The organism is Bacillus sp. ISO11, assembly GCF_003458115.1.
GTDB lineage: Bacteria > Bacillota > Bacilli > Bacillales > Bacillaceae_G > Bacillus_A > Bacillus_A cereus.
On sequence record NZ_QXCO01000052.1, the window covers coordinates 1 to 23,712 of the forward strand.

Below are 23,712 nucleotides of genomic sequence, written 5' to 3' on the forward strand. Positions count from 1 at the left end.
GAATGAAAGGATCTTCTCGCTGGAATAAACAACGAGTAAAGGTAGCTAGAATTCATGAATACATATCAAATACTAGAAAAGATTACTTGGACAAAATTTCAACTGAAATCATCAAAAACCACGATGTGATCGGTATAGAGGATTTGCAAGTATCGAATATGTTAAAGAATCATAAGTTAGCAAAAGTAATTAGTGAGATATCTTGGTCGCAATTTCGATCCATGTTAGAATACAAAGCAAAATGGTATGGCAAACAAGTCATTGTCGTATCGAAAACATTTGCTTCCAGCCAATTATGTTCTTGTTGTGGATATCAAAATAAAGACGTTAAAAATCTCAACCTACGTGAATGGGACTGTCCTTCTTGTTGTACACACCATGATAGGGATATTAACGCAAGTATCAATCTAAAAAATGAAGCGATAAGGCTTCTAACCGCAAGGACTGCGGGGTTAGCCTAATCAATTAGAGTTCGATAGAACTCTTTACTTAGGAATCCCTCATTTCTAAACGAAGTGAAAGTGGGGGTAGTTCAAGGTTTCATGACAAGTTGTTTACTGAACAATAAAGTTCTTTATTGGAACAGGCTACTTTCTTCAACAATCGGGCCAGATTGTTGAAGAAGAAATATAATAAAAATGCTTTTGATTGTTTTATTAAACGAATTAAACCGCAAAAAACAAGAAGAATTCCCCCCCTTTTACTAGTACACTAAATCCTATAAAGGGGGGAGATCATGAACAATAAAGCCATTGGATTATTTCAAGGAATTGCGTTATACATTTCAGCTATTCTAGGATCAGGTGTCCTTTTTTTATCGGGGGTAACGGCCTCAATAGCGGGCCCTGCATCTATTGTATCCTGGTTTATCGTTATTATAATTAGTTTTCCGCTTGCTTATTCCTTTGCTAGTTTGGCACGGATATATCCTGATTCCGGTGGAGCAGCAACCTTTGTTAGAAATTCTTTTGGATATCATCTTGGCAATATCGTTGGGTGGTTTTACTTTGTAACAGCAGCAGTTGGTCAAACGATTGTATCTTTAACTGGTGCTTTTTACGTCAGTCAGGCATTTGGATTTTCGCATTTTGAAACAATTTTAATTGCCGTCTTTATTTTGGTAATTGCAGGTGTTTCCAATTATTACGGCGTAAATGTTAGTGGTAAAGTTGCATTGATTTTAAGTTCCTTATTACTGATTCTTTTAGCGTCAGCTGTATTTGTGGCGTTTCCAAGAATACAATGGGGAAATTTTACTCCCTTTGTTCCAAATGGATGGTTTTCTGTCGGGAACGCTATAACGGTTATCTTTTGGTCATTTTTCGGTTGGGAGGCGATTTGTAATCTGGCTGAGCACTTTAAAAGGCCAGAAAAAGATATTGTCAAAGGAGCAGTTATTAGTGCAGTTGTCATTGGATTATTATTTTTAGCGCTAAGCCTTGTCACTATTGGAACGGCCACGTATGGCAGTCAAGAAAGCAACCTGTCTCCTATTGGTGTTATAATGGGAGATACAGTAGGCGGGGGTGCCAAAGTCGTTACAGCTGTTTTAGCTTTAATTATTTGTACAGGGACAGCGAATGCTTTTGTAGCCAGCCTAACGCAATTAGGATATTCATTAAGCAGAGATGGTGCTTTCCCAAAATTTTTCTCAAGGCTGCATGCAACTACTCAAATTCCAAGACAGATGGTATTGTTTGTTATCTGTTTTTCGGTAGCAGGTGTGTTAGTGACAAAAGCTTTGTCACTAACGTTTGATGATATTTTGTTTATACCGACTTCTCTTGGGATTCTAGTTTATGTTCTTTCAATGGCAGCAGGCGTTAAATTATTTAGGAAGAACACACGGGCATGGTGGGCATCGTTAATCTCTTTCATTTTATGTTTGCTGGTGATTCCATTTTTTCAATTGTATATATTTGTTCCGTTAATTGTCGTGGCTATATATGCGATTTATATGATTTTGAGTAATAAGATTTTCGCCTACAAGGGAGGATTAAATTCTAATGAAGGATCAAAATAACCTTTCCAGAGATACCATGTGGAAAGCAACAGTATCATGTGATTCAGCGTATGACGGGATATTCTTTTACGCAGTCAAGACAACTGGAATTTTCTGCCGGCCTTCTTGCAAGTCTAAGGTTCCTAATTATGAAAATGTATCCTTTTTTTCAAATGCGCACGAAGCTCAAAGGGCAGGCTATCGCCCATGCAAAAGATGCCGATCAGATCTAAATATAAAAATATACGACCCGTTCGAATGCGTTTTGGAAGATACTATGCGATTGATAAAAAATAATTATGTTCAAAACATGTCTTTAAATGAAATTGCATCAAGGGTAGGAGTTAGTCGTTTTCATTTAAATCGGATTTTCAAAGAAAGAACAGGGTATACTCCTCGAATATATTTAGAAAGGATCAGAGTTAAGAAAGCAAAGGAACTTCTCTTGACAACGGTCTTTAATAGTACAGAGATTGGTTATCAAACAGGCTATCAAAGTGTATCTAGCTTTTATAATGCATTTAAAAGAAATACAGGATTTTCACCGAGTCAATTCCGTGCTTTCCATAGTGGAAATACCGTAAACCAAGAACTTGACTGAATTCACGTTCTTTAACAAAAGATAGCATGAATTAACAAGAGTGCTTTGTACTCATCGTATTTTTTGATAAATCATTACTGATTGATTAAAAGTAAACAACTTTGTATTGAACAATAATAAGCCATTTTTTCTCTGTTATAGAATTGTAAGCTTTTTAATTCAATCCTCAACAAACGGTCAGGATTATTGAACAAGTTTTATGAACTTTAGTGGTAGCATCATTAGTGAAATGCTTTATAACAACTAATTAAGGAGGGATAGAATATGAGAAATAACTTTCAAATCGTTGCGTTACAAGAGAAGGAGTTTAATAACCTATTTCTAATGAATGAAGAAGTATTAAAAAGTATCGGGGCAGTCAAAATAATAGCAAATAAAAATCCTGGATATCCTTGCAGGATAAGTTTGAAGGATGCAGAGGTAGGAGAAGAGGTAATTTTACTGAATTACCAATATCATAGTGTTAATTCGCCTTATAAAGCAAGTGGTCCTATATTTATACGAAAGGGAGCAACTACTGCTAAGCTAGATGTAAATGAAATTCCGCATATGTTACATCATAGGTATCTATCTGTACGCGGCTACAATGCTGACTCAATGATTGTAGAAGCAAGGGTTACAGAAGGTGTAAATTTAAGAGAAAATATAGATGAAATTTTTGATAATAAAGAAGTAGAATATATTCACATTCTTAACGCTAAACCAGGATGCTATAACTGCCTTGTTAATAGAGTGTGAAAAAATTGAAAATGCAAACTTCTATTATCCTATAAGGGGTACCACCAATCGCTATCAAGCTAATTCAACAAAATCCCCCCTAAAATGAAAAAATACGCTATTCTTTTTGTAGAATCATAGGAAAGGATGGCGTTTTTGTATGTCTATTTCTGTATCTGATGAATTACAACTATTTGCTCAAGAGATTCAAAGTTTTTTATCTCCAAATACCTTACGGGATCTTGCTAGAGATGTTGGTTTCGTACAACGAACCAGTAAATACCAAGCAAAAGATTTAGTCGCTTTATGTATATGGATGAGTCAAAATATCGCTACAACCTCTTTAGCCCAGTTATCTAGCTGTTTAGAAGCATCCACAGAAGTACTCATCAGTCCGGAAGGACTGAATCAAAGGTTTAATAAATCAGCCGTTCAATTTTTACAACATATATTAGCTGAACTACTAAACCAAAAATTAGCCTCATCTATGCCGATTTCTTCTCCATATACTTCTAATTTCAAATGTATTCGTATTTTAGATTCAACTTGAGTATGATTTATTAAGTGGACAATTCCTTCATATTCATACAGGACCAGGTAAACAACATGATCGAACCTACGGTTCCCTGTGTGTCCCAACTGTAATAGCGAATGATTTATCTATCTGAGATTTAGGCTATTTTCATTTGAAAGATTTTCAACATTTACAAGATCAAAAGGCTTATTATATCTCACGTATCAAATCGAATACACGTATTTATCAAAAAATCCTATCCTAATTATTTTTAAGATGGAAGACTTAGGGGTAGCATCACATCGCTATCAAGCTAAGAAAATACAACTTCCCCCGAAATGTAAATTTTATCCATTGTTCAATGCTGATAAGATGGTTATGTTAACTGAAGGCAATAGATTTATATAAAAAGGATATTGTAATCGACTTAGCTCGTGAAGAGAAAAAATAAAGTATATGATAAAAAACGCAAACCCCTAATCAAAAGAGGCTTGCGTTTTTTTAACTAACGTTTTTCCACTTTTCCTCATTAACCAATAGAAAGCAGACAATTTTTTCGTTTTGGGGTGTTATAAAATCCTTAAGTTGATGGGCATGTATGATGACCACTAACAGGGGTCACTAACAGACCATTTGAAATGAAAAATTACTAAGTAAAAAAACTAGCGGTTTCTAATTGCGTTTCCTCTTTTTTATTTCAAATCAAGATTCTTAACAGTTTTTAAAGTGAATTACATGCATTCAAAGTTAATTGTATGGTTAAAAAGATTGATTAACAGGTTGATATATAGTAGCTAAAGTTTGCACTTCTGATTCTGGAGCTGTAGATAATGGATAATACCCTTTTTTGACCATATATTGCCATACATCGTATGCATGTCTACCACTATTTAAGAATGCATTTTCTAAGAATGTTCTTAAGTTAGGGTTTGCGCATTCTAATACAGAACCAGCATAATTTAAAGCTGCTGACTTTTGATTTAATAAGTATCCAGTTGCAATTGCTCGGTCATTAGGTGGTGCTCCGCTTACATCCGGAGTAACAGGCGGCAATTCTTCAACGGGTGTTCTTAAGTAAGAAGATAGTACAGGTGTTAACTTAGATGGCTGAAATTTTTCAATATTTGGTTCACTTAGACTCTGTACGAATTCAACTTTTAAATTATAATCCTGCACATGTAATGGAAAATGTTGTTGCAATAATTGTTTTAATTCGGGATCTTGTGCCTGCTGAATGTATGTACTCATCGTATTAATTGTATTGTAACAACCAGCAATTAATTCACTTAAATCACGTAATTCATGTGTAGCTAATTGCATATTTTATTCCTCCTTTTTCATATCAATTCTATGTTTTACTAAAACAATAGAAATTATGATTAAAACAAAAATAAATTTTTATGAATACATATTTTTCATAAATTTAAATTGATAGTAAAAAATCTTAGATTGATAATGATGTGCTCCTAAGGAAACTTGTAGTCTAAATAATAGCCATTCTCATGCGTTATTGAAGTGATTTATAAATGGGGTCGCACCACACATCCATCAACCTAACAGCACAGGTTGCCCCCAAAACGATAAAAATGAACTTCATTGCTATAAAAGACTCTAATTTTTCGTTTTGGGGGCATTATAAAATTTTAACTTGATGGTGATGGGGTACCGCCAGCATTTCGGAAAAAAACATGCTAAGAGCATGCAAGATTTTATACATTTTTTCGGCTCATTTAGTAACAAAGGAGAACCTGAAAACCGCACCATGATAGAAATGTATAAAAATATGAATAGGGTATAGAAAAAGATGAATTCCTCTTGAAAGTAGGGGTTCGCCTTTTTCTTTGCTACCGATAATAGGACGTTATGTTAACTTAACTTGTATACAATATACAAATCAAATTACAAAACATATTAGTTCTTCTAAATGGTACAATAAGGAAAAAAGGGGGTTCTAAATAATGCCTTTAGAAACGACTATTTCTTGCATCATTATTGCAATAATCATTGGTGCACTATTTGGAGGAATTATACGTATAATTCAGCGTAACAGTAATCAAAAGAAACAAAATCAAGTTGAGCAAAAATTAGATAGAGTTATTCAACTGTTAGAAAAACAAAACAAAGATTGACCTTACCTCCAAACAGAAGTGGTTTGCTATAAAAATCATTAATAGGAGCTAAAACATGAATTTTACAGAGAAAGAAATTAAGAAAACCAAACAAAAAGTGTTAATTATATTATTTTGTATAGCTGGTTTGTTCGTATACGGAGTTTATTGGGCATTCTTCAGTATGGATCGACTACCTACAGGTGAAAAGATTGCTGAAAAACAATCTCCTGACGGAACATATACATTTAAAGCTTATGTAACAAATGGCGGAGCAACAACAAGTTTTGCTGTTAGGGGAGAGTTAGTATTTAATCATCGTGAATATTTCAAGACAAAGAATGTGTATTGGAATTACCGAGAAGATACAGCAAAGATTGTATGGAAAGACAATGATACAGTAATCATTAACGGACATATGTTAAATGTTCCTGAGGATACATACGATTTCAGAAATGAATAACTGTAGACTTATAGATCCATTGACTACCGTTAACGAATTTTATGTAAATTAGCCTCTCTTGTAGGAGCTAGTTTTTTCTTAGTGTGGATTTTTTCCAAAATGCTGGCGATATCCCCACAAAGCTATTAAAAAAGGGCTGATATGAATATCAAACCCTTGTGATTATGTATGATTATTTCACTGCTTCTTTTAATTCTTTTCCAGCTTTAAAAGCAGGTGCCTTTGAAGCGGCGATTTGCATTTTTTCAGCTGTTTGTGGGTTACGTCCTGTACGTGCAGATCGTTCACGTACTTCAAAAGTACAAAAACTAAGAATTTGTACTTTTTCTCCATTTGCTAGTGCATTTGTTATTGTATTTAAAACAGCTTGTGTTGCTACAGCTGTATCCTTTTGTATAAGTCCTGCTTTTTCTGCTACTACTTTTGTTAATTCTGTCTTATTTATTTTTTGCACCTCTCCATAAGTAATTAGGTGACTATCATAACGTGTGTATACTTATGATGCAATTAATATTATGCATAGAAAAAGCACTAGCAAGAGATAAGGGACAATTTCTGTATGGTAGTAAGAAGAAAAATCTGTTAATGAAACTTCAGGGTTTTAGCTTGATGGGCATAGGTTAGTGTCAAGAAAATGCGGATTTCCAGCGTTAAAGAAATTTCAATATTAAAAAGCCTAACTTCTCAATTTAATATGAAGAAATTAGGCTTTTTTCATTTAGTGGTGAAACCCATTATCACATTTCGTATCATGTGGCATAGGTCCGTCAAGGGAATCCAGAAAGGAAACGGTCTGTTTGAGGTTCCTCAAAAATAAATGTGCAAGATCCATGGAAAATCCATTTCGAACCACAACGCGCATAATCGTCACCGCTTCCATATCTGGAGGCAATGGGTAGGCAGGTACTTGCCAGCCGAACACACGCAATTGTCGAGATAAATCATAAAGATTCCAATTTGATGTGTAACCTTCTTTTAGTCGCCAAGCGAAAACCGGAATATCCGAACCATCGGACAAAAGTTCGAACGGTTCCATCTTCTGAATGGCTTTGCTAAGAAAAAGAGCGACTTTCTGGGAAGCCCTTTGTACATCATAGTACCCACTTTTTCCTAAACGCAGGTAATTGTAATATTGTAGGAGCACTTGTGCACCAGGACGAGAGAAATTCAGGGCAAAGGTCGGCATGTTCCCGCCTAAATAGGAGACACGGAAGATTAGATCCTCAGGGAGATCTTCAGCTTCCCGCCAAATTATCCAACCCAATCCAGGATAGACTAATCCATATTTATGTCCGGATACATTGATGGACTTCACCCTCGGTAATTGAAAATCCCAGACTAAATCTGGTTGAAGAAACGGTGCTATAAATCCTCCCGAAGCTGCATCCACATGCATGGGAATGTCAAGACCCGTCCTCGCCTGTAAATCATCCAACGCTTTCGCAATTGCGGCAACCGGTTCGTAAAGACCGGTATAAGTTTCACCGAGAATCGGTACCACACCAATCGTATTTTCATCCACGGCTGCGAGGACTCCCTGAGGATCCAATTGGGGATGTTCTGGGCTAATCTTCACATAGCGTGGTTCAACCTCCCAATAATTCGCGAATTTTTCCCAAACGACCTGAACAGCCGAACTAAACACAATATTGGGACGATCCACTGGCTTCCCTTCGTTTTTACGTGCATTTTGCCAGCGTCGCTTTAAAGCAAGTCCACCGAGCATACATGCTTCCGACGATCCAGTTGTTGAAACGCCCATAGTCGTAAGGGGGCTGGGCGAATGCCAGAGGTTGGCTAAGATGCGGACACACCGCTCCTCAATTTCAGCTGTCTGTGGATATTCGTCCTTGTCAATCATGTTCTTGTTGAATGATTTTGCATATAATTGCTCTGCGGCAGGCTCCATCCATGTGCTAACGAATGTTGCAAGATTCAGGCGGGCGTTTCCATCAAGAGCAATTTCATCATGGACGATTTGATACGCTGTTTCTGGTAACATACCTTTATCAGGAATATGAAAGCGCGGAACGACGGATTCTCCTTCGCGGGCAAACAGAGGATTTACAGAAAATTCGTGAGGCAGCTCTTTTTGCATGTGACGCGGTAGAGATTGTGAATTATCTGGCATAATCTCTTTTCTTTCATATGCATCCTTTTGAACTTCTGCTTTTCGATCCTGTGGCATACAACTCCCCCTTAATTAATTTTTTAACAAACATATTATTTACAAAAACTCATTTGTTAAAACAAGGAACAATTCTATTGAATGACTCACCATACTCCCTACTTTAGCTTGGTTTTCGCAACTTCAGTAAGTGTGGGGCAATAGAACGTTGAAGATTTTACGGTTGCAACGTTTTTCTGCAACCAACCTCATAGCCTCAGTTTTCGAAGAGCAATCTGTACAAGTAAATGATAGCAAACATGTTGGCCTATGCCAACTGACATGAATCTCCCACGTACTCACTTCGCGTTCCTTAAGGAAGGAGTCTTCTTGGCTAAAATGATAAATTATAAAAATATAGGTATAGGTAAATAGAGAAGAATATATCATTCTTTAAGAATGATATATATTTAAAGTTAATTAACTATAAGAAAAAGAATTTCATATTACAACTAATATAATTAATTTACTTTACCTATGTGATGAAAAGAACAGTTGTAGAAAAATTAAACAATCATACAGTTAATTTTTATCGCAAGTATCAATCTAAAGAATGAAGCGATAAGGCTTTTAACCGCAAGGACCGCGGGGTTATCCTAATCAATTAGAGTTTGATAGAACTCTTTACTTAGAAATCCCTCACTTCTAAACGAAGTGAAAGTGGGGGTAGTTCAATCATAAAAAAACAAAAAAAGAAGAGGGATATCTCCCTCTCCACCAACAAAATCAAACATATTTACAATTAAGGAAGGGCATACATTCATCAAGTGATGAAAGGAACAATAATAGTTTACCTAGTGAATTATAGCATAAAACAACCTTTATTAACAGGTGATATTTCCATTAATGGAATTTTTGTGACAAATTTGTTAAATATCTTAATATTAAAAGGCTTTATATGTATGTAAATGGAATGTGGATAGTGTAGGGATAAAATATAAGGGGGATATATATGATGTTTAACAAAAAACAAAAATTAGTAACAATTTTAACATTAGGATGTGGATTTACTTTTGGAATAACACCAGCCTTTGCAGATTCTACTAAGATTTCCGCAAACAATACTCCTGTTCATTCTATTCAAAGCCAAGAACAAGAACCTTTTACTGGATATGTCATTTCAATAGATAACAATTATTTAGTGGTTGCTGCTACTTCTACAAAAGATGAAGCACTTACTTATCAATATGATTGGTGGGATCTAGTTTCCCAGAACAAAATTTTAAGAGTTCCTGTTTCAGATAGTGAAAACTACACATTAGGTGAAAAATTAAACGTATATGCAGTTGGGTGGACTGCATCATTACCACCAATTGCTGTTATGCCTACAATCGAAAAATTAACCCAATAGGTAATAGCGCTTACAATAATAAAGGGCATCGTTCTAATTAGAATGGTGCCCTTTATTTAATAACAATTCAAACGTGATCACTCAAATCTATTATATTTGAAAATTGCAGTGTCAACTTATATAAAAAGCATTGGTACATATGACAGCACTATTTGACGGGTCAATATTGAAAACAGTCATGTAATTAGAGCGTGTATAACCGTCCTCATGATAGGTAATCATTATTTCTTCTTCAGACAATAAGGAACATACTAGCATATTTTCAATTCGTTATTTTTTTCAATTGTTAAGATTGGACGGGTTACTTTGTGTTATTCCTTAATCATTTCATGTTTAAATTTCAACGCAAACTTATAGGGATTCTTAGCAAATAAATGAATACTATCCGTAATTATCCATGAAGAATTCGTCGATAGAATATTGGTGAAAATCCTCAATAGGAACGTACTGTAAAGCTAGCTTTGTTATGTAATTAGAGCATTTTATATAAGTACCCATAATTGGATTTACAACAAGAATATCTTTTCTATGAGGAATTTCGTATAATCTTGCCATCTATTTTACACTCAATGCTTTTAATGGGGGAGTGGCAGATAGAACGATTGAACCGTTTTTATTTACATCACTGACTAATGCCAATTTTGTATACATAGGATCTAAACCCATTTTGATGCAACTTACTGAAGCGTAAGAGCTACGTAAATCCACACATAAGATGATTCTATTCGGTAAGATAGAATAGTCATACACTGTTATTCCTCCCTAATTAAAAAAGAATGCTTGCTCTTATTCGGTGCGGACATACATTCCTTTATAAAGAGTTTTTGTTTGAAAATATTTTTTTGTATAAAGAAAAGACACTCTTATACGAGTGTCTTTCAGATATTCTGCTTGTGGGAGCAGTAATTCTAATACAAATCAGCAATAAGAGGGTATAGATATATATCCTCTTACTATTGATTAAAGGCACGGAACAGAAAAGAAGAGGATACAGTATCTCTTCTTTTCTTTAACTTGAACTAATTTGATTCTACAAATACTACTTTTATAATAGCAAATATATCAGCAATTTTTCATATCACATTCATTTCAGTATAAAAATTCCCTATTCCATATATTTAAATATACATTCAAGGAAAACTTATAATTTATCGTGGTATAAACTTAAATGATTAAAATTATATTTTTACCTTAAAATTCAACATTTCTGTTTAGGTAATGTATAATGGAAATATTATATTGATTTTTTTGTACATTTCAATCCAAATGCGGTAGGAGGAGATTTTTTTGACTCATCTTCGTCTGAAAATTTTACATGAAATCCATAAATTAGAAAGTACTCATTGTTCAATTTGCCCTCTGAACAACCTATCAGTGAATTGTACAGATGAGCAAGAACAGGCAAAACAGAGAAACTACAAACATTGTAAAGGTTGCTCCATTTTTGATTCCATCCGAGAAAAAGGAGATCAATTGAATTCTTTATCGAAAAAGAGTACATTTAATAAGGTGCGAGAACGTTATATGGAAAATCCATTTAAGTATTTGCAGTATAAGGAGTACTCAATCACAGATGTAGTAAAAGAAACCGGTTTAACAAAGTATCAACTAAGAAAATTTAAACAACAGCTAGAGTGAAAGTTTCGGATGAGGTGAGATATGAGCTATTTATCTTTAGAAGAGGTATGCGATCGGGTAGGTTTAACAAAAAATCAATTAGGTTATTTAATTAAGTATAAACACATCGAACCTATCAATCTAGATACCTGGAAAGCAGATGGGGGATATTGCTTTGAGAAGGAGGATGTAAAAAAGCTAGAGGAATTATACAAAGATTGTTTAACATTAAAAGAAGCTGCTGAATTTCTAAATAAATCTAAGACATACGTTCATAATGCAGCTAAAGATGGGATATTGCCTTTTAAAGAGATTGCTAAAGGGAAATCTACTGAACGATTATACTTAAAATCCGATTTGGAAATTTTCAAAGAAAGAATTGAAAATAGATCAAAAGAGGAGTCGAAAGAAAAAAAGCAGCATTTAAGTCTATACCTTGATGAAAAGGTATTAGAAGCAATAAAGAAAAAGGCCGAAAAGAAAGGGTATAATGGCTACAAGAAGTTTGCTGAAGACATTTTATCCGCAGAAGTAAAAGAAGACATAGAAGAATAGAAAAACTAGTAAAAATAGACCATAAAAAACGAAAAAACGTTATAAGAGGTCTATTTTTATTTTAACTAGGTTTTTTAACTTCCAGGTCTAATTGCATTACATAAACCGATAACGTCTTTTACAAGCGAATTTGAGAGGTCGTTTTTTGAGTCCATTCCAAAAAAATAAACTTTAATTACAAAAAAAGGGTTTATATATATAATTTAGAGAATGGAAGGGAAAATGTAAAAACTAATGAGAGGTAATGATACAAGGATTATAAATACAAAGAATTCATTTGGAACTTAGTAGATCTATGAGTATGATAGGGAGTTTTGGCATACATACATCGCAGAATATATCCAAAAACATAAAAGCTTTATTTTAAATATATATTCTCGGAAAATAGCATATGAAACTAAGGTTAATTATAAAGATTTCAAGAAATATAGTTTACATATTCATATTATAGTAAACTAAAACCTTTTGAAATTCCTAAACTAATAGATTATGAACAAAATGACATTGGACAAATTTTCTATTTTAGAGTGTTGAAGTATGGTAAAATAGAAGTATAACTGTATATCGTGTGAAGGTGGGCTTGTTATTATCCCTTCTTTCCATTTGGAAGGAAAGGGGGTGATATAACATGGAATTTTTGTTTGAACTTTTAAAAGAAATTGCAAGAGCAATTGTGCGTGAGCTTTCAGCATACGTATTAAGAAAGCAACTGCAAAAAAAGGACAGCAAAAAACCCACTCTTCGCCGTAGGAAGCTCAAGCGTGGGTCTAAAAAAAGATAATGCATAATAACAACCACCTTGACAGTAGCAGTTATGAGACGGGATGTTGACAGCATCTCGTCTTTTTTAGTTTATGCAATTCAGTTAAGTACTATACTTAATATATATTGGATATGCATTCAATATATATCTAATCTACAGTAAACATACCATATATCTATTTTTTGGTCAATAAATAAGCAATCATGATTTCATTTAAAGAATATGTGGAGTAAATTACAAAAGCCTAACTTTATTCAAAGTATACTAAAATATAGAAATTAATCTCCTTTATTTTAGTATACTTTGAATAGAAAGAAAATTCAAAACTGATAAAACAATATTTAAAGTATAGAATTCATTAGAAATTTATACATCATTTCAAAAAGTACACATTTACGAATCATGTCTGTACCACCCTATGTATTTTCTATACTTGCACTGAAAGTTTTATATATATAGGTGGAAGGAGGAAATTAAGTGGGACAAGTACGTGTTGACCCAGAAAAATTAGAAGAAGCTGCGAATTCCATATCACGAAATAGAGAGGATATGGAAAGGGTAATTCGAGAGCTTTTACAAGTTACGTTCGAATTACAGATGTCTTGGGAAGGGTTGGCGTATCAACGATTTTACGATGAGTTTTTCTCAAAAAAGAAGAGCATGGATGATTTAATTAAACATTTGCAACATACCGAACTCGAAGTAAAGAGAACTGCGAAAACATTCCGAGAAGCGGATGAGAAAGCGTTTGGGGAGTTTAATCAAATGGGAAAGCTATGGGACGCCTTTCAGCGAGGAAGCGGGAGAGCGGCAGGTGATACTTTGATTGATCCACTTAAAAAAGCAGGGAATCAAGCATTAGACTTTTTTGGACACTTAGTTCATGATCCAATAGATGCATTGGAAGAAGCCAAATATGGACTTACAGACTTTGTGGAGAGTTATGTTAATGACAAAAAAGAGAAAGCTAAAGATACATACGAATTTATTGGCGATCTGTGGAATGATCCTATCGGAGCATTAAAACATGAGTGGAACGAGGAAGTCCAAGAGCTGTATGCAATACGAAATGTTTTATCAGATTGGTATGTAAAGAACATAGAATATGGAGATGGAGAAAGTATCACAGAATCGATAGCATACGGAGCGACTAATATAGCGTTCTTTGGACTTGTCACAAGAGGTGCGGGTGCTGTAGGTAATAGTGCGAGATGGAGAAAAAATTTATCATCTATGTCCAAGTTTCAGTTAGAAAATCGTTTAGAACCAGCTTTCGCTTATGGTAAGATAGATTATAAAGTTGATACTATTAAACCATCAGATACATATATGTTTGCAAAAACTTCAAGTGCGGTAAAAAGAAAGACATCAGGTACAGTGACCTCAAGTTTTAACCTCGAACGAAGTTTAGGTACCCAAAAGAAGTTAATGTATAATGATGGTGCTATTGGTATTATTCCGCAAGAAGTTCGAGAAAAATTAGTAGGAAGAGAATTCAAATCTTTTGACGATTTTAGAGAAGAATTTTGGAAAACGCTTTCTGATTCGAGCTATGCTAAAGAATTTAGTCCTATGAATATAAAACTTATGAAACAAGGTAAGGCACCTTACTCACCACGAGCAGAACATTATGGGAACCATAATAAATATATACTACATCATAAACAGCCTATTGATAAAGGTGGAGATGTCTATAATCTTGATAATCTAATAATTGTATCTCCTAAAATGCATCAAAACGTTTTAGATCCCGCATACCATTTCGGGAACAAAGGGCTATAAATTAAACGGAAGGATGAAAAACATGACATGTAAAATGACGAAAACAGAGCTGCTTGAGCTTGTAAAAAAAATTTATGATCTTGATTTACCTGAAGATGAACACAGTAACTATGTTCATCAATTTAATAACTCTGGTGTACCTCACCCTGCTCCAAGTGATTTGATTTTTTGGAATGATGAAGAATTGACTCCCGAAGAAGTAGTAGAAATAGCATGGAATTACAAAGAAGAAAAAAAGTAGAATAATATGTCCGTGATAAGGTGGCTCCTTTATGGAGCCTGTTTTATTTTATAACCAGAAGATCTAATCGTTACCGTGCCCCATAAAGAAAAGACACCCTAAGGTGCCTTCCTCCGACTTGAACCATCTTAATTTTAATAATATGTATTGGACGCCAATCCAAATATTATTTTACCATGTTATGTTATATTTTGTTATGATTTTTAATTGCGGCTAACACCCAATTTTGATTCAATTTCATTTAAGCTAGCTAGAGCGTTACTTAATTTTTGATCGGAAAGCTTGATTGATTTTTGAGCTTCTTCCATTCTTCCTTTCAACGGAGCTACTCCTTTTACTCCTTGAGTTACAGCTTTTCCAGCATTACTTCTATAGTTAGTTGCTAGTCCAAACTCTACTCTGAATTTCTCAATCTTCTCTTTTAATACAGGATCAGTTAACTTTGAGCCACTTTTAAATTCTGTATTTTTTTTGGAAAGTCCATCATATCGATTTGTAACTGACTCCATTTTTTCTTTTAAAGCGTTTTTGTCAAGAGATTCAGGGTCCTTGCTTCCTTCTCCCCAAATAGCTTTCCAATCCTGATTCCAAATTTCATCATATTCCTTTAACATTTCGTCAATAGTAGGCTTAATTTCCTTTTCGTATGTAACCTTATCAGCATTTTCAGCTGGTTCAGTTTTTTCTTGACTCGGTTGTGTAGTTTTTTGAAGTGACCTAGTTTGTTCTTTTTCATAGGATTCTACTTTAGATTTCAACTCTTTGATTTGTGTTTTTAATTCTTGCTGTTCATTAAAGTTTTGATCGATAAGTTTATCCATATCTTTTTGTGAATACTTAGGTTTCATATCTTCTGATTTGGAATCTTTAAAAATAGCTACGTAAGCAATGATAGCTACTAGTATAGCGATAATTCCAATGATTAGTTTTTTGTTCATTTATGTTCCTCCTAAAATACAGTAGTATTATTATATAACAATTAAACAGTTATAGGTAGAAAAAAAGACACCCTAAGGTGCCTTACCTCGACTTGAACCATCTTAATTTTAATAATATGGGGCCCGCTAACATATTAAAAAGTACACATTTACGAATCATGTCTGGACCAACTCTATCAATTTGCTATACTTATATTGAAAGTTTTATACATATAAGTGAAGGGAGGAAATTAGTTGAGGCAAGTACGTGTTGATCCAGATAAATTAAATACAGCTGCAAGTGCTGTAACTGATAAAGCCATTACCACTATTAACATGATCATACGCGTAAATTTGTTTTTCATTCAAACCACTCCTTATATATAACGTAATTTCAACTCTTAGAAAGAGCTAAATCACTTGTATAAGTATATAATAATTAAAATTATAAAACTATATATATTTAAATACAAATTTTATGATATTGTTATTCTTAAAAAGAAGGACAGCAGGGGGAATCTACCCATTACTATAATATTGATTTCCGTTATATACATTAGTATAATAATAACGTCAGAGCATGCTCTGAACAGTCAGCGTTATAGGGGTATAACAGACGACATTCATTTTTAAATCATAAAATCGGATTCACTTATATGAAAGGTAAGAACCCTCCTAATTGTAGGAGGGTTCTTATTTTTTTATTATTGTAATATAAATAAAATTATGTATTTAAGTTTTGAATGTACTGTATTTAGAGAGAGAAAAAGAGCCATAATCCCCAATGGCTGGGACTATGGCTCTTCCAAGATTCAAGAAGCAGACACAAGAGAAAAGTTCAATGACAAGCAATTTATACATAGAAGAGACTTATCACTGTTACGTTCTCTTTAAAATTATAGCATAAAAAAATTTTGATGAGAAATAGTAAACCGCCACATCGCTATCAAGCTAAGCTTCTTAAGTACCCCATAACGAAATTTTTATATCTCTGAGAATATATAAGAATTAAATAAAATACGAAAATGAGAAAGCAGCAACGATATCGTTGCTGCTTTCTTCAATTAAAATATATTGATAGAAATAGTGTACTATCTATATTTTAACAAAAGTACACGTTAAATAAATTGATTTCTTTTAGAGATGTATAGTGCAACTTGAAATTATTAATCCCTAGGCTCAACTGGAATTAGCGATAGATTTGAAGAATTCATTAGTCTATAAAAATGTAAAAAACTACTTTAAAGCTACTTTTTTTCATGTACTAAAGGCGGGGTAAAATTAATATTATAGAGTACAAACAAAAGGAGGAAGATTATGAGTCAATATCCTATCATTGGAAAAAGTGTCCCCAGGAAAGAAGCGATGGATAAAGTAACGGGAAGAGCAAAGTATATTGACGACGAAAATGAAACAGGAATATTGCATGTAAAGCTTTTAACTAGTAAATATGCACATGCATATATAGAAAGAATTGATACAAGTAAAGCTTGGAAAATACCGGGTGTCAGAAATATTGTCACGGGTAAAGATTATCCCTATTTAGTTGGTAGTAGTATAGTTGATCGCCCACCGTTAGCTTTTGAGAAGGTACGATACTTTGGTGAGCCGATTGCCATGGTGATTGCAGATAGTGAAGCGGCAGCTCAAAGAGCGGCTTTTTCAATACATGTAACATACAAAGAAATGCCCGTTATCAATTCTCCTATACAGGCATATCAAAGAAATGCCCCTCTGGTTCATGAGCGCTTAGGAGAATATAGAATCATAGGGGAGGCAAAACCAGAGCCCAATACAAATATTGCTAATCGAACGAAGATTCGGAAGGGTAATATTGAAAATGGTTTTAACGAAAGCGAGATAATTGTAGAGGAAATTTTTTCATTTCCACAATCTGATCATGCTGCAATGGAAACGAGATGTACAAAAGTAGAGATTAAACCGAACGGAGTTGTTCTTGTTACTTCTACATCTCAGGCACCATTTGAGATAAAGAAACAGCTGAGTGAGGCATTTGGTATAGATGAAGGCAACATACATGTTCATGTACCTTTAGTGGGCGGAGCATATGGTGGAAAAACTATGGTACAACTTGAACTTTTAGCTTATCTTGCTTCTAAAGCGGTAGGTGGGAGAAGAGTGAAGCTTCGTAATAGTAGGGAAGATGATTTTATTACTTCACCTGTTCATATTGGTTTACAAGCAAAAGTAAAACTAGGTTGCACGAATAATGGAAACTTAAAAGCTGCAGAATTCCTTTTTTTATTTGATGGTGGAGCTTATGCAGATCGAGCTGTAGTTGTTAGCAAGGCTGCTGGGCTAGATTGTACAGGACCTTACTCAATTGAACATGTATGGTGTGATTCGCTCTGTATGTATACAAACCATCCTTATGCAACAGCATTCCGTGGGTTTGGACATTCTGAATATACTTTTGTTGTAGAGCGAACAGTGGATATTATGGCTAACAAATTAGGTATGTGTCCACTTGAATTTCGATTAAAAAATGCAATTCAACCAGGAGATATGACACCTACACAAGTTCCGGTAACAAGAAGTAATATGGGCAATCCAAAAAAATGTTTAGAAAGATTAAAAAAACTAATTAATTGGAATGAAGGGCAGTATATTCAAATTTCAGATAGGAAGGTACATGCAAAGGGAATTGCTTTTGCATGGAAAAACTCTACAACACCACCAGATGCGGGCGCAGGTGCGGTAATAACGTTTAATGAAAATGGAAGTGTAAATATCCATTGTGGTGCGGTGGAGATAGGAACTGGTACAAAAACTGTACTTGCGCAAATCGTAGCAGAAAAAATGAAATTGAAAATGGAGGATGTACATATCAAAATGGAAGTAGATACACAAGTTTCACCAAAGCATTGGAAAACAGCTGCAAGCAGAACTACGTATCTAGTAGGCAATGCAGTACTAGCTGCAACAGAAGATATCATTACACAGTTAAAAAAATCTGCCTCTATTTTATTGGGTTATCCGATAGAAAGCTTAGAGATTGCTAACAAACAAGTATATGTTAAAGAATCTCCGAACTTTTCTATAGATATAGCTCAGATTGCATTAGGATATGTCGCATCAAACGGAGAAGTAATTAACCAACAGATTATAGGAAGAGGAGCATATACGTTTGAAGGAATCACAGAACCTGATAAGGAAACCGGGAAGGGGAAATTTGGTCCGGAATGGGGAATTGCAGCACAAGCAGTGGAAGTTGAATTTGATATGCGGGATTATACATATAAATTGATTCGTGCTTTTAGCGTAATAGATGCTGGAAAGATATTGAATTTGAAAGGAGCGGAAACTCAAATAATGGGTGCAATGAGTATGGGGCTTAGCTTTGCGACAAGAGAAGCATTCTATTATGACAAAAAAGGAAGAATATTAAATAATCAATTTCGTTCATATAAAGTAACTCACTACGGTCAACAACCAGAATATAAAGTAGAATTTATAGAAACTCCTCATGACGATTCTCCGTTTGGTTCCCGGGCTCTTGGTGAACATGGCATCCTTGGAATGCCAGCCGCTCTTGCTAATAGCTTATCAGTTGCAGCACAGGTTTCCTTGCACCAGTTACCGATTACTCCAGAATTAATTTGGAGAACGAAACTGAAAAAGGAGGCTCCTTTGGCATGATTCCATCTGATTTTGAATATTATCGTCCTCATTCTATAACAGAAGCGTTACAACTATATTCTAAGCTTTATCAAGAAGAAAAAAATCCGATATATTACGGTGGGGGAACGGAAATTATTACCCTCGGTAGATTTGGGAACCTTAATACATATTCTATAATTGATATAAAGGAAATTCCTGAATGCAATGTACTTGGAAGAACTCCACATCATATGGTTCTTGGTGCTGCACTTACTTTAACTCGTGTTTCAGAATCGAATGTTTTTCCCCTTTTGAGTAAAACAGCATCAAGAGTAGCAGATCATACAGCACGGAACAAAATTACATTAGGGGGAAATATTGCAGGAGAAATCTGTTATAGAGAGGCAGTGCTTCCATTTTTATTGGCAGACAGTACTTTTGGAATTGTAGGAATAAAAGGAATGCGTTACGTTTCAATTCATTCTCTATTTATAGAAAGACTACGATTAAATAAGGGAGAATTTCTTTTACAAGTTTTAACTGATATAGAGTATATAGGACTACCTTTTTACAGTGTGAAAAAGAGAAAACTTGAAAAAGTTGATTATCCAGTAATTACGCTGGCTGCTTTGAAAAAAGGGAATGAAATTCGCATGGCATTTAGTGGATTATGTGCTTTTCCTTTTCGTTCTACTGCTATGGAAATTGCTATCAATAATAATCAGATGTCAGTTGAAGACAAGATAGAAAATACTGTGTTGTATATTCCAGCACCTGTACTAGATGATATTCGTGGATCTAGAGACTATCGGTTGTTTGTATTAAGAAATATATTACGAGATATGTTAGAGCATTTTGAAGGAGGGATAGTTTGATTGAAAAAGTTACTCTTCATATAAATGGAGAAAATCGGAGTGGAATAGTGAGAACAGCTGATACCCTTTTAGATACATTGAGAGATCAATTTGATTTAACAGGTGCTAAACGTGGATGTGAAAACGGGGACTGTGGAACTTGTACGGTTTTAGTGGATGGATGGCCGATAAAATCTTGTATCATACTTACAGTAGAAGCAATAGAAAAAAGGATAACAACAATTGAAGGGCTACATCAATCTCCTGTACAACAAGCATTTGTAGAGAAGTGGGCATTTCAGTGTGGTTACTGCACGCCAGGATTTATTGTAAACTGTCATGCCCTTATAGCAAATCATCCAAAAGCAACCGACGAAATAATTGAAGAATGGTTAGAATCAAACATTTGCCGATGTACAAGTTATCAAGAAATTAGAGAAGCGGTAAAATCACTTCTTCAAAATCAAAGACATGGTGAATTGTGATGGCTGATATACACGATATAATAGAGGCAGCGATATCAACCCCACAAAATTGTACCCTTGCAACTATCATTCGAGTAGCTGGTTCATCATATCGGAAAGAAGGTTCAATGATGGTATTTGGAGAAGATGGAATAAAGGTTGGAATGCTTAGCGCAGGGTGTATTGAGGAAGAACTTTATCTTTATTCTAAAGAGATAAGTAATGAAAAGTGGAGTATACATGAATTCGATATGAGAGAAGAAAATGATTTATCATGGGGAGTAGGATGTAATGGAATTATTTATATATTATTAGAAAAAGTGAATTATACATATCAGGAGTATTTGCGGAAGGTAAGGGGATATACAGAAAAAGGGGTACGTGTGTGGATGATAAAAAATCTAGCAAAATCAAAGACTCTTTTTATTAGCGAAGAAGGAGATGAGTTTGGGGATTGGGAGGGGAAAGTTCCCGTCCTTTCGGAATTGAAGAAGGGTTGGTATGAAGATCTATATGTACATTACTTCGAACCACGGCCAAAGTTGTTTATAATAGGTGCGGGAGAAGATGCCAAACCGCTTATCTCCTTAGCGAAAGAGACAGGATTTTTTGTTACTGTTTGTGATTGGAGAGAGGGATTATGCACACCACTACGTTTTCCAGAAGCAGATAGATGTGTTGTCGGTTTTCCAAAAGAGATTATGTCCAGGATATCAATAAAGAAACAGGATTTTATAATGATAATGACACATCATTTCACACGGGATCAAGAACTACTTAGTCTTTTACAGAACCATCCTTGTCGTTACCTAGGTATTTTAGGGTCCCGATATCGCACCGCACGTTTATTAGGGGGAGTAGATAAACCTAAATGGATTTTCTCTCCGGCCGGTTTATCTATTGGAGCTGAGGGACCAAATGAAATTGCCATAAGCATTATGGCAGAAATGATACAGATAATGAGGATGAAAAATGATGAAAATAGTAGGAATATATCTAGCGGCAGGAAGGAGTAGAAGAACAGGTCCAGGGATACATAAACTGTGCCTTCCAATACGGAATACATTGCTTGGGAATATAGCATTAAATACATCACTTTCTTCCAATCTGAGTGATGTTATTATAGTTTCAAATGAAACATCTTGGTTGTTACAGCATACAGAAGTAGAAAGAGTCCATATTCTTTCTTGTAAAAAGGCATGTTTGGGGCAATCTTATTCTCTTCGCTGCGGTTTAGAAAAGGCTGAAGATATGAATGCTGATGGAGTGATAGTAATGCTTGCAGATCAACCGTTTATTACAGTTAAGCTTATAAATTCATTAATAGATGATTATAAACACTTCCCACAACTTGATTATGTAGCTGCTAGCTTTCAAGATATACCGCAACCACCAATTTTATTTTCTAAGAGAGTTTTTCAGAATTTAAAAAAACTAAAAGGACACAAAAGAGCTCGTTCCATTTTCTTTGATAAGTCATTTCAAGGTAAGATCACTGTATATAGTGATGCTAAATTATTTTATGATGTGGATACAATAGAAGATTATAATGCAATTAAGAATTCACTTCTATAAAGGGTATCATCATTTTACAAAGACGTGAAAGTAGGAACTTATTTTATAGTGAAAAATGCTGAATTATCTACTGATACATTTCATTTAGTACCCACTTTCCTGTCCATATATCCAGACAAGAAAATGGGTACTTTTTTAAACAAAGACACCAAAGTGGAAACTTTGTAAAAATAGCAAATTCTAAATAGATGTGAAGTTAAAATCCAGTTCTATATTAGTAACAAAAATATTCATGAAGGATTTACTTTCTTATCTCATTAGCAGGACATGAGAGTCTAAACTTCTTTTAATTTTTTCCATTCTTATGTTGATGGGTATAGGAAAGGATTCCACAAACACCAAACAAGCTTGACAACAATAGATTACAAGTGTAATATCCAGTTACAGATTACAAATGTAATACGAGGGGTGTAATTATAAACAATGAATGAATTACCAAAAATTTCAGAAGCTGAGTTAGAAGTTATGAAAGTATTATGGTCAAAATCTCCACAAACGGCAAATGAGGTGATTGAAGCGTTAGAGGTGAAAATGGATTGGAAACCCAAAACGGTTCGAACGCTGATTAATCGATTAGTTCACAAAGAAGCAGTAGCTTACCATCAAGATAAAGGGCGTTTGTACTCTTATTATCCTTTAGTATCGCAAGATAGTTATTTACAAGTAGAAACGAAATCTTTACTTAAACGTTTCTATGGTGCAGCATTTAAACCTTTACTTGTAAATTTCTTAAAAGAAGAAAAGCTGTCTTCAGAAGATATTAACGAACTTAAACGTATTCTGGATGAGAAAACTGAGGAAAATCAGAGGAAGGATAGATTATAGTGATAGAAAAATTTATAAATATCTATCTACCTGCTTTTTTTGATTGGACGATTGAGACCACTATTATGGCTAGTATATTAGTGGGCCTAATCTTATGTATTAAGGTCTTGTTTAGAAATAAGTTAACTCCACGTTGGCAATATATGCTGTGGATCATATTAATTATAAGACTTGTATTACCTTGGTCGCCAGATAGTTCCTATAGTATCTATTCTGTTCTTACTTACAAGAGTGATGATGCATTCATTTCTAGCCAAAACCCTGTAGCTAGTTTTCTTTCAAAAGAACGCATGCAAGAATTGAAAGGTATAGACGATACAAAGATTCTCACAAAAGAAGGTACTTATACCTCAAGTTCAACAAAAACTAATCAGGCAAACAAGACACAAACACACAATAATGAAAAGCATGCTGATGAGACGATTTCGTTTTATACAGTCTTTATATGCATTTGGCTTACTGGCGTTATCCTTCTAAGTGTTGCTACTTTTATAATGAACAGGCGTTTATTACTTTACATAAAAAAACAACCTGTTATTACAGATGAGAAGATTGTCCAGATTTTTGAAAAGTGT

General features: G+C 34.4%; 24 protein-coding genes and 3 pseudogenes. 21 read left to right on the forward strand and 6 right to left on the reverse strand.

Translation table 11 applies throughout. The annotated features are described in order from the left end of the window. From D1166_RS29085 to D1166_RS29105, 5 genes and pseudogenes are all read left to right on the forward strand, one after another. On the forward strand, positions 1-461 hold a 461-nt coding region (locus D1166_RS29085; RefSeq protein WP_133300473.1), incomplete at its 5' end, for an RNA-guided endonuclease TnpB family protein. 275 nt (positions 462-736) lie between these two features. Continuing rightward, positions 737-2,023 carry an APC family permease gene (locus D1166_RS29090; protein WP_001060118.1) on the forward strand — a complete coding sequence of 429 codons (1,287 nt, stop codon included), beginning with the start codon at positions 737-739 and terminating at the stop codon, positions 2,021-2,023. Further along, positions 2,007-2,603 carry a bifunctional transcriptional activator/DNA repair enzyme AdaA gene (locus D1166_RS29095; protein WP_000654819.1) on the forward strand — a complete coding sequence of 199 codons (597 nt, stop codon included), beginning with the start codon at positions 2,007-2,009 and terminating at the stop codon, positions 2,601-2,603. Before D1166_RS29090 ends, D1166_RS29095 begins: the two co-directional genes overlap by 17 nt. 264 nt (positions 2,604-2,867) lie before the next feature. After that, on the forward strand, positions 2,868-3,341 hold the full coding sequence (locus D1166_RS29100) for a DUF1203 domain-containing protein (RefSeq protein ID WP_001245414.1): 474 nt from the start codon (positions 2,868-2,870) through the stop codon (positions 3,339-3,341). Between the two features lie 139 nt (positions 3,342-3,480). Next, a pseudogene (locus tag D1166_RS29105) lies at positions 3,481-4,087 on the forward strand (transposase); the annotation flags it as partial. 506 nt (positions 4,088-4,593) lie between these two features. Here the strand turns inward: D1166_RS29105 and D1166_RS29110 are convergent. Then, positions 4,594-5,154 (reverse strand): spore coat protein, encoded by a 561-nt coding sequence (locus D1166_RS29110; RefSeq protein WP_001175194.1) that lies wholly within the window; start codon positions 5,152-5,154, stop codon positions 4,594-4,596. A 638-nt stretch (positions 5,155-5,792) separates the two neighbouring features. Here D1166_RS29110 and D1166_RS29115 point away from each other — a divergent pair. After that, positions 5,793-5,963: a DUF4083 family protein gene (locus D1166_RS29115; protein WP_001127871.1), complete on the forward strand. Its 171-nt coding sequence runs from the start codon at positions 5,793-5,795 to the stop codon at positions 5,961-5,963. A 55-nt stretch (positions 5,964-6,018) separates the two neighbouring features. Further along, positions 6,019-6,405 (forward strand): DUF5412 domain-containing protein, encoded by a 387-nt coding sequence (locus D1166_RS29120; protein ID WP_044585223.1) that lies wholly within the window; start codon positions 6,019-6,021, stop codon positions 6,403-6,405. Positions 6,406-6,577: 172 nt separating this feature from the next. Here the strand turns inward: D1166_RS29120 and D1166_RS29125 are convergent, their stop codons facing one another. Next, complete coding sequence (locus D1166_RS29125) at positions 6,578-6,850, reverse strand: HU family DNA-binding protein (RefSeq protein ID WP_044585394.1); 273 nt, start codon at positions 6,848-6,850, stop codon at positions 6,578-6,580. Between the two features lie 273 nt (positions 6,851-7,123). Then, the gene (gene gad / locus D1166_RS29130; RefSeq protein ID WP_061664485.1) at positions 7,124-8,593 is read right to left on the reverse strand and encodes a glutamate decarboxylase; all 1,470 of its coding nucleotides are present in this window, start codon (positions 8,591-8,593) and stop codon (positions 7,124-7,126) included. A 934-nt stretch (positions 8,594-9,527) separates the two neighbouring features. Between gad and D1166_RS29140 the strand changes: the two genes are divergently transcribed. Further along, the gene (locus D1166_RS29140) at positions 9,528-9,923 is read left to right on the forward strand and encodes a DUF3221 domain-containing protein (protein WP_097856310.1); all 396 of its coding nucleotides are present in this window, start codon (positions 9,528-9,530) and stop codon (positions 9,921-9,923) included. Between the two features lie 67 nt (positions 9,924-9,990). Here the strand turns inward: D1166_RS29140 and D1166_RS31480 are convergent. Further along, positions 9,991-10,249: pseudogene (locus D1166_RS31480) on the reverse strand (YolD-like family protein). Beyond that, positions 10,247-10,673 (reverse strand): annotated as a pseudogene (locus tag D1166_RS31645) (Y-family DNA polymerase); the annotation flags it as partial. The pseudogenes D1166_RS31480 and D1166_RS31645, both read right to left, overlap by 3 nt. A 537-nt stretch (positions 10,674-11,210) precedes the next feature. Between D1166_RS31645 and D1166_RS29150 the strand changes: the two are divergent. The 5 genes from D1166_RS29150 (at position 11,211) to D1166_RS29165 (ending at position 14,881) form a co-directional block, all read left to right on the forward strand. Continuing rightward, positions 11,211-11,561: a transposase gene (locus D1166_RS29150; RefSeq protein ID WP_076775903.1), complete on the forward strand. Its 351-nt coding sequence runs from the start codon at positions 11,211-11,213 to the stop codon at positions 11,559-11,561. Between the two features lie 21 nt (positions 11,562-11,582). After that, entirely contained in the window at positions 11,583-12,095 is a 513-nt protein-coding gene (locus tag D1166_RS29155) for a helix-turn-helix domain-containing protein (RefSeq protein ID WP_016078654.1), read from the forward strand. A gap of 628 nt (positions 12,096-12,723) precedes the next feature. Then, on the forward strand, positions 12,724-12,876 hold the full coding sequence (locus tag D1166_RS31490; protein WP_165851687.1) for a hypothetical protein: 153 nt from the start codon (positions 12,724-12,726) through the stop codon (positions 12,874-12,876). Between the two features lie 459 nt (positions 12,877-13,335). Beyond that, positions 13,336-14,640, forward strand: coding sequence for a WXG100 family type VII secretion target (locus D1166_RS29160; protein ID WP_097856565.1), 1,305 nt, complete (start codon positions 13,336-13,338; stop codon positions 14,638-14,640). A 22-nt stretch (positions 14,641-14,662) separates the two neighbouring features. Next, complete coding sequence (locus tag D1166_RS29165; RefSeq protein ID WP_000128276.1) at positions 14,663-14,881, forward strand: bacteriocin immunity protein; 219 nt, start codon at positions 14,663-14,665, stop codon at positions 14,879-14,881. Positions 14,882-15,084: 203 nt separating this feature from the next. Here the strand turns inward: D1166_RS29165 and D1166_RS29170 are convergent, their stop codons facing one another. After that, the gene (locus tag D1166_RS29170) at positions 15,085-15,819 is read right to left on the reverse strand and encodes a DUF3450 domain-containing protein (RefSeq protein ID WP_097856566.1); all 735 of its coding nucleotides are present in this window, start codon (positions 15,817-15,819) and stop codon (positions 15,085-15,087) included. Positions 15,820-16,053: 234 nt separating this feature from the next. Here D1166_RS29170 and D1166_RS32025 point away from each other — a divergent pair, with 234 nt between their 5' ends. From D1166_RS32025 to D1166_RS29210, 8 genes are all read left to right on the forward strand, one after another. Further along, positions 16,054-16,185, forward strand: a complete 132-nt coding sequence (locus tag D1166_RS32025) for a hypothetical protein (RefSeq protein WP_255256465.1) — start codon at positions 16,054-16,056, stop codon at positions 16,183-16,185. A 930-nt stretch (positions 16,186-17,115) separates the two neighbouring features. Further along, entirely contained in the window at positions 17,116-19,458 is a 2,343-nt protein-coding gene (locus D1166_RS29180; protein ID WP_097856567.1) for a xanthine dehydrogenase family protein molybdopterin-binding subunit, read from the forward strand. After that, positions 19,455-20,294 (forward strand): FAD binding domain-containing protein, encoded by an 840-nt coding sequence (locus D1166_RS29185; RefSeq protein ID WP_097856568.1) that lies wholly within the window; start codon positions 19,455-19,457, stop codon positions 20,292-20,294. The genes D1166_RS29180 and D1166_RS29185 overlap by 4 nt, the downstream gene beginning before the upstream one ends. Further along, positions 20,291-20,758, forward strand: coding sequence for a (2Fe-2S)-binding protein (locus tag D1166_RS29190; RefSeq protein WP_097856569.1), 468 nt, complete (start codon positions 20,291-20,293; stop codon positions 20,756-20,758). Before D1166_RS29185 ends, D1166_RS29190 begins: the two co-directional genes overlap by 4 nt. Then, complete coding sequence (locus D1166_RS29195) at positions 20,758-21,753, forward strand: XdhC family protein (RefSeq protein ID WP_118043525.1); 996 nt, start codon at positions 20,758-20,760, stop codon at positions 21,751-21,753. The genes D1166_RS29190 and D1166_RS29195 overlap by 1 nt, the downstream gene beginning before the upstream one ends. After that, a complete protein-coding gene (gene pucB / locus D1166_RS29200; RefSeq protein WP_227414959.1) occupies positions 21,710-22,312 on the forward strand; it encodes a xanthine dehydrogenase accessory protein PucB in 603 nt (200 codons plus the stop codon). Before D1166_RS29195 ends, pucB begins: the two co-directional genes overlap by 44 nt. 423 nt (positions 22,313-22,735) lie before the next feature. Continuing rightward, on the forward strand, positions 22,736-23,137 hold the full coding sequence (locus tag D1166_RS29205) for a BlaI/MecI/CopY family transcriptional regulator (protein ID WP_097856571.1): 402 nt from the start codon (positions 22,736-22,738) through the stop codon (positions 23,135-23,137). Continuing rightward, a partial coding sequence (locus D1166_RS29210; RefSeq protein WP_277997831.1) for a M56 family metallopeptidase occupies positions 23,137-23,712 on the forward strand: 576 nt, incomplete at its 3' end. The genes D1166_RS29205 and D1166_RS29210, both read left to right, overlap by 1 nt.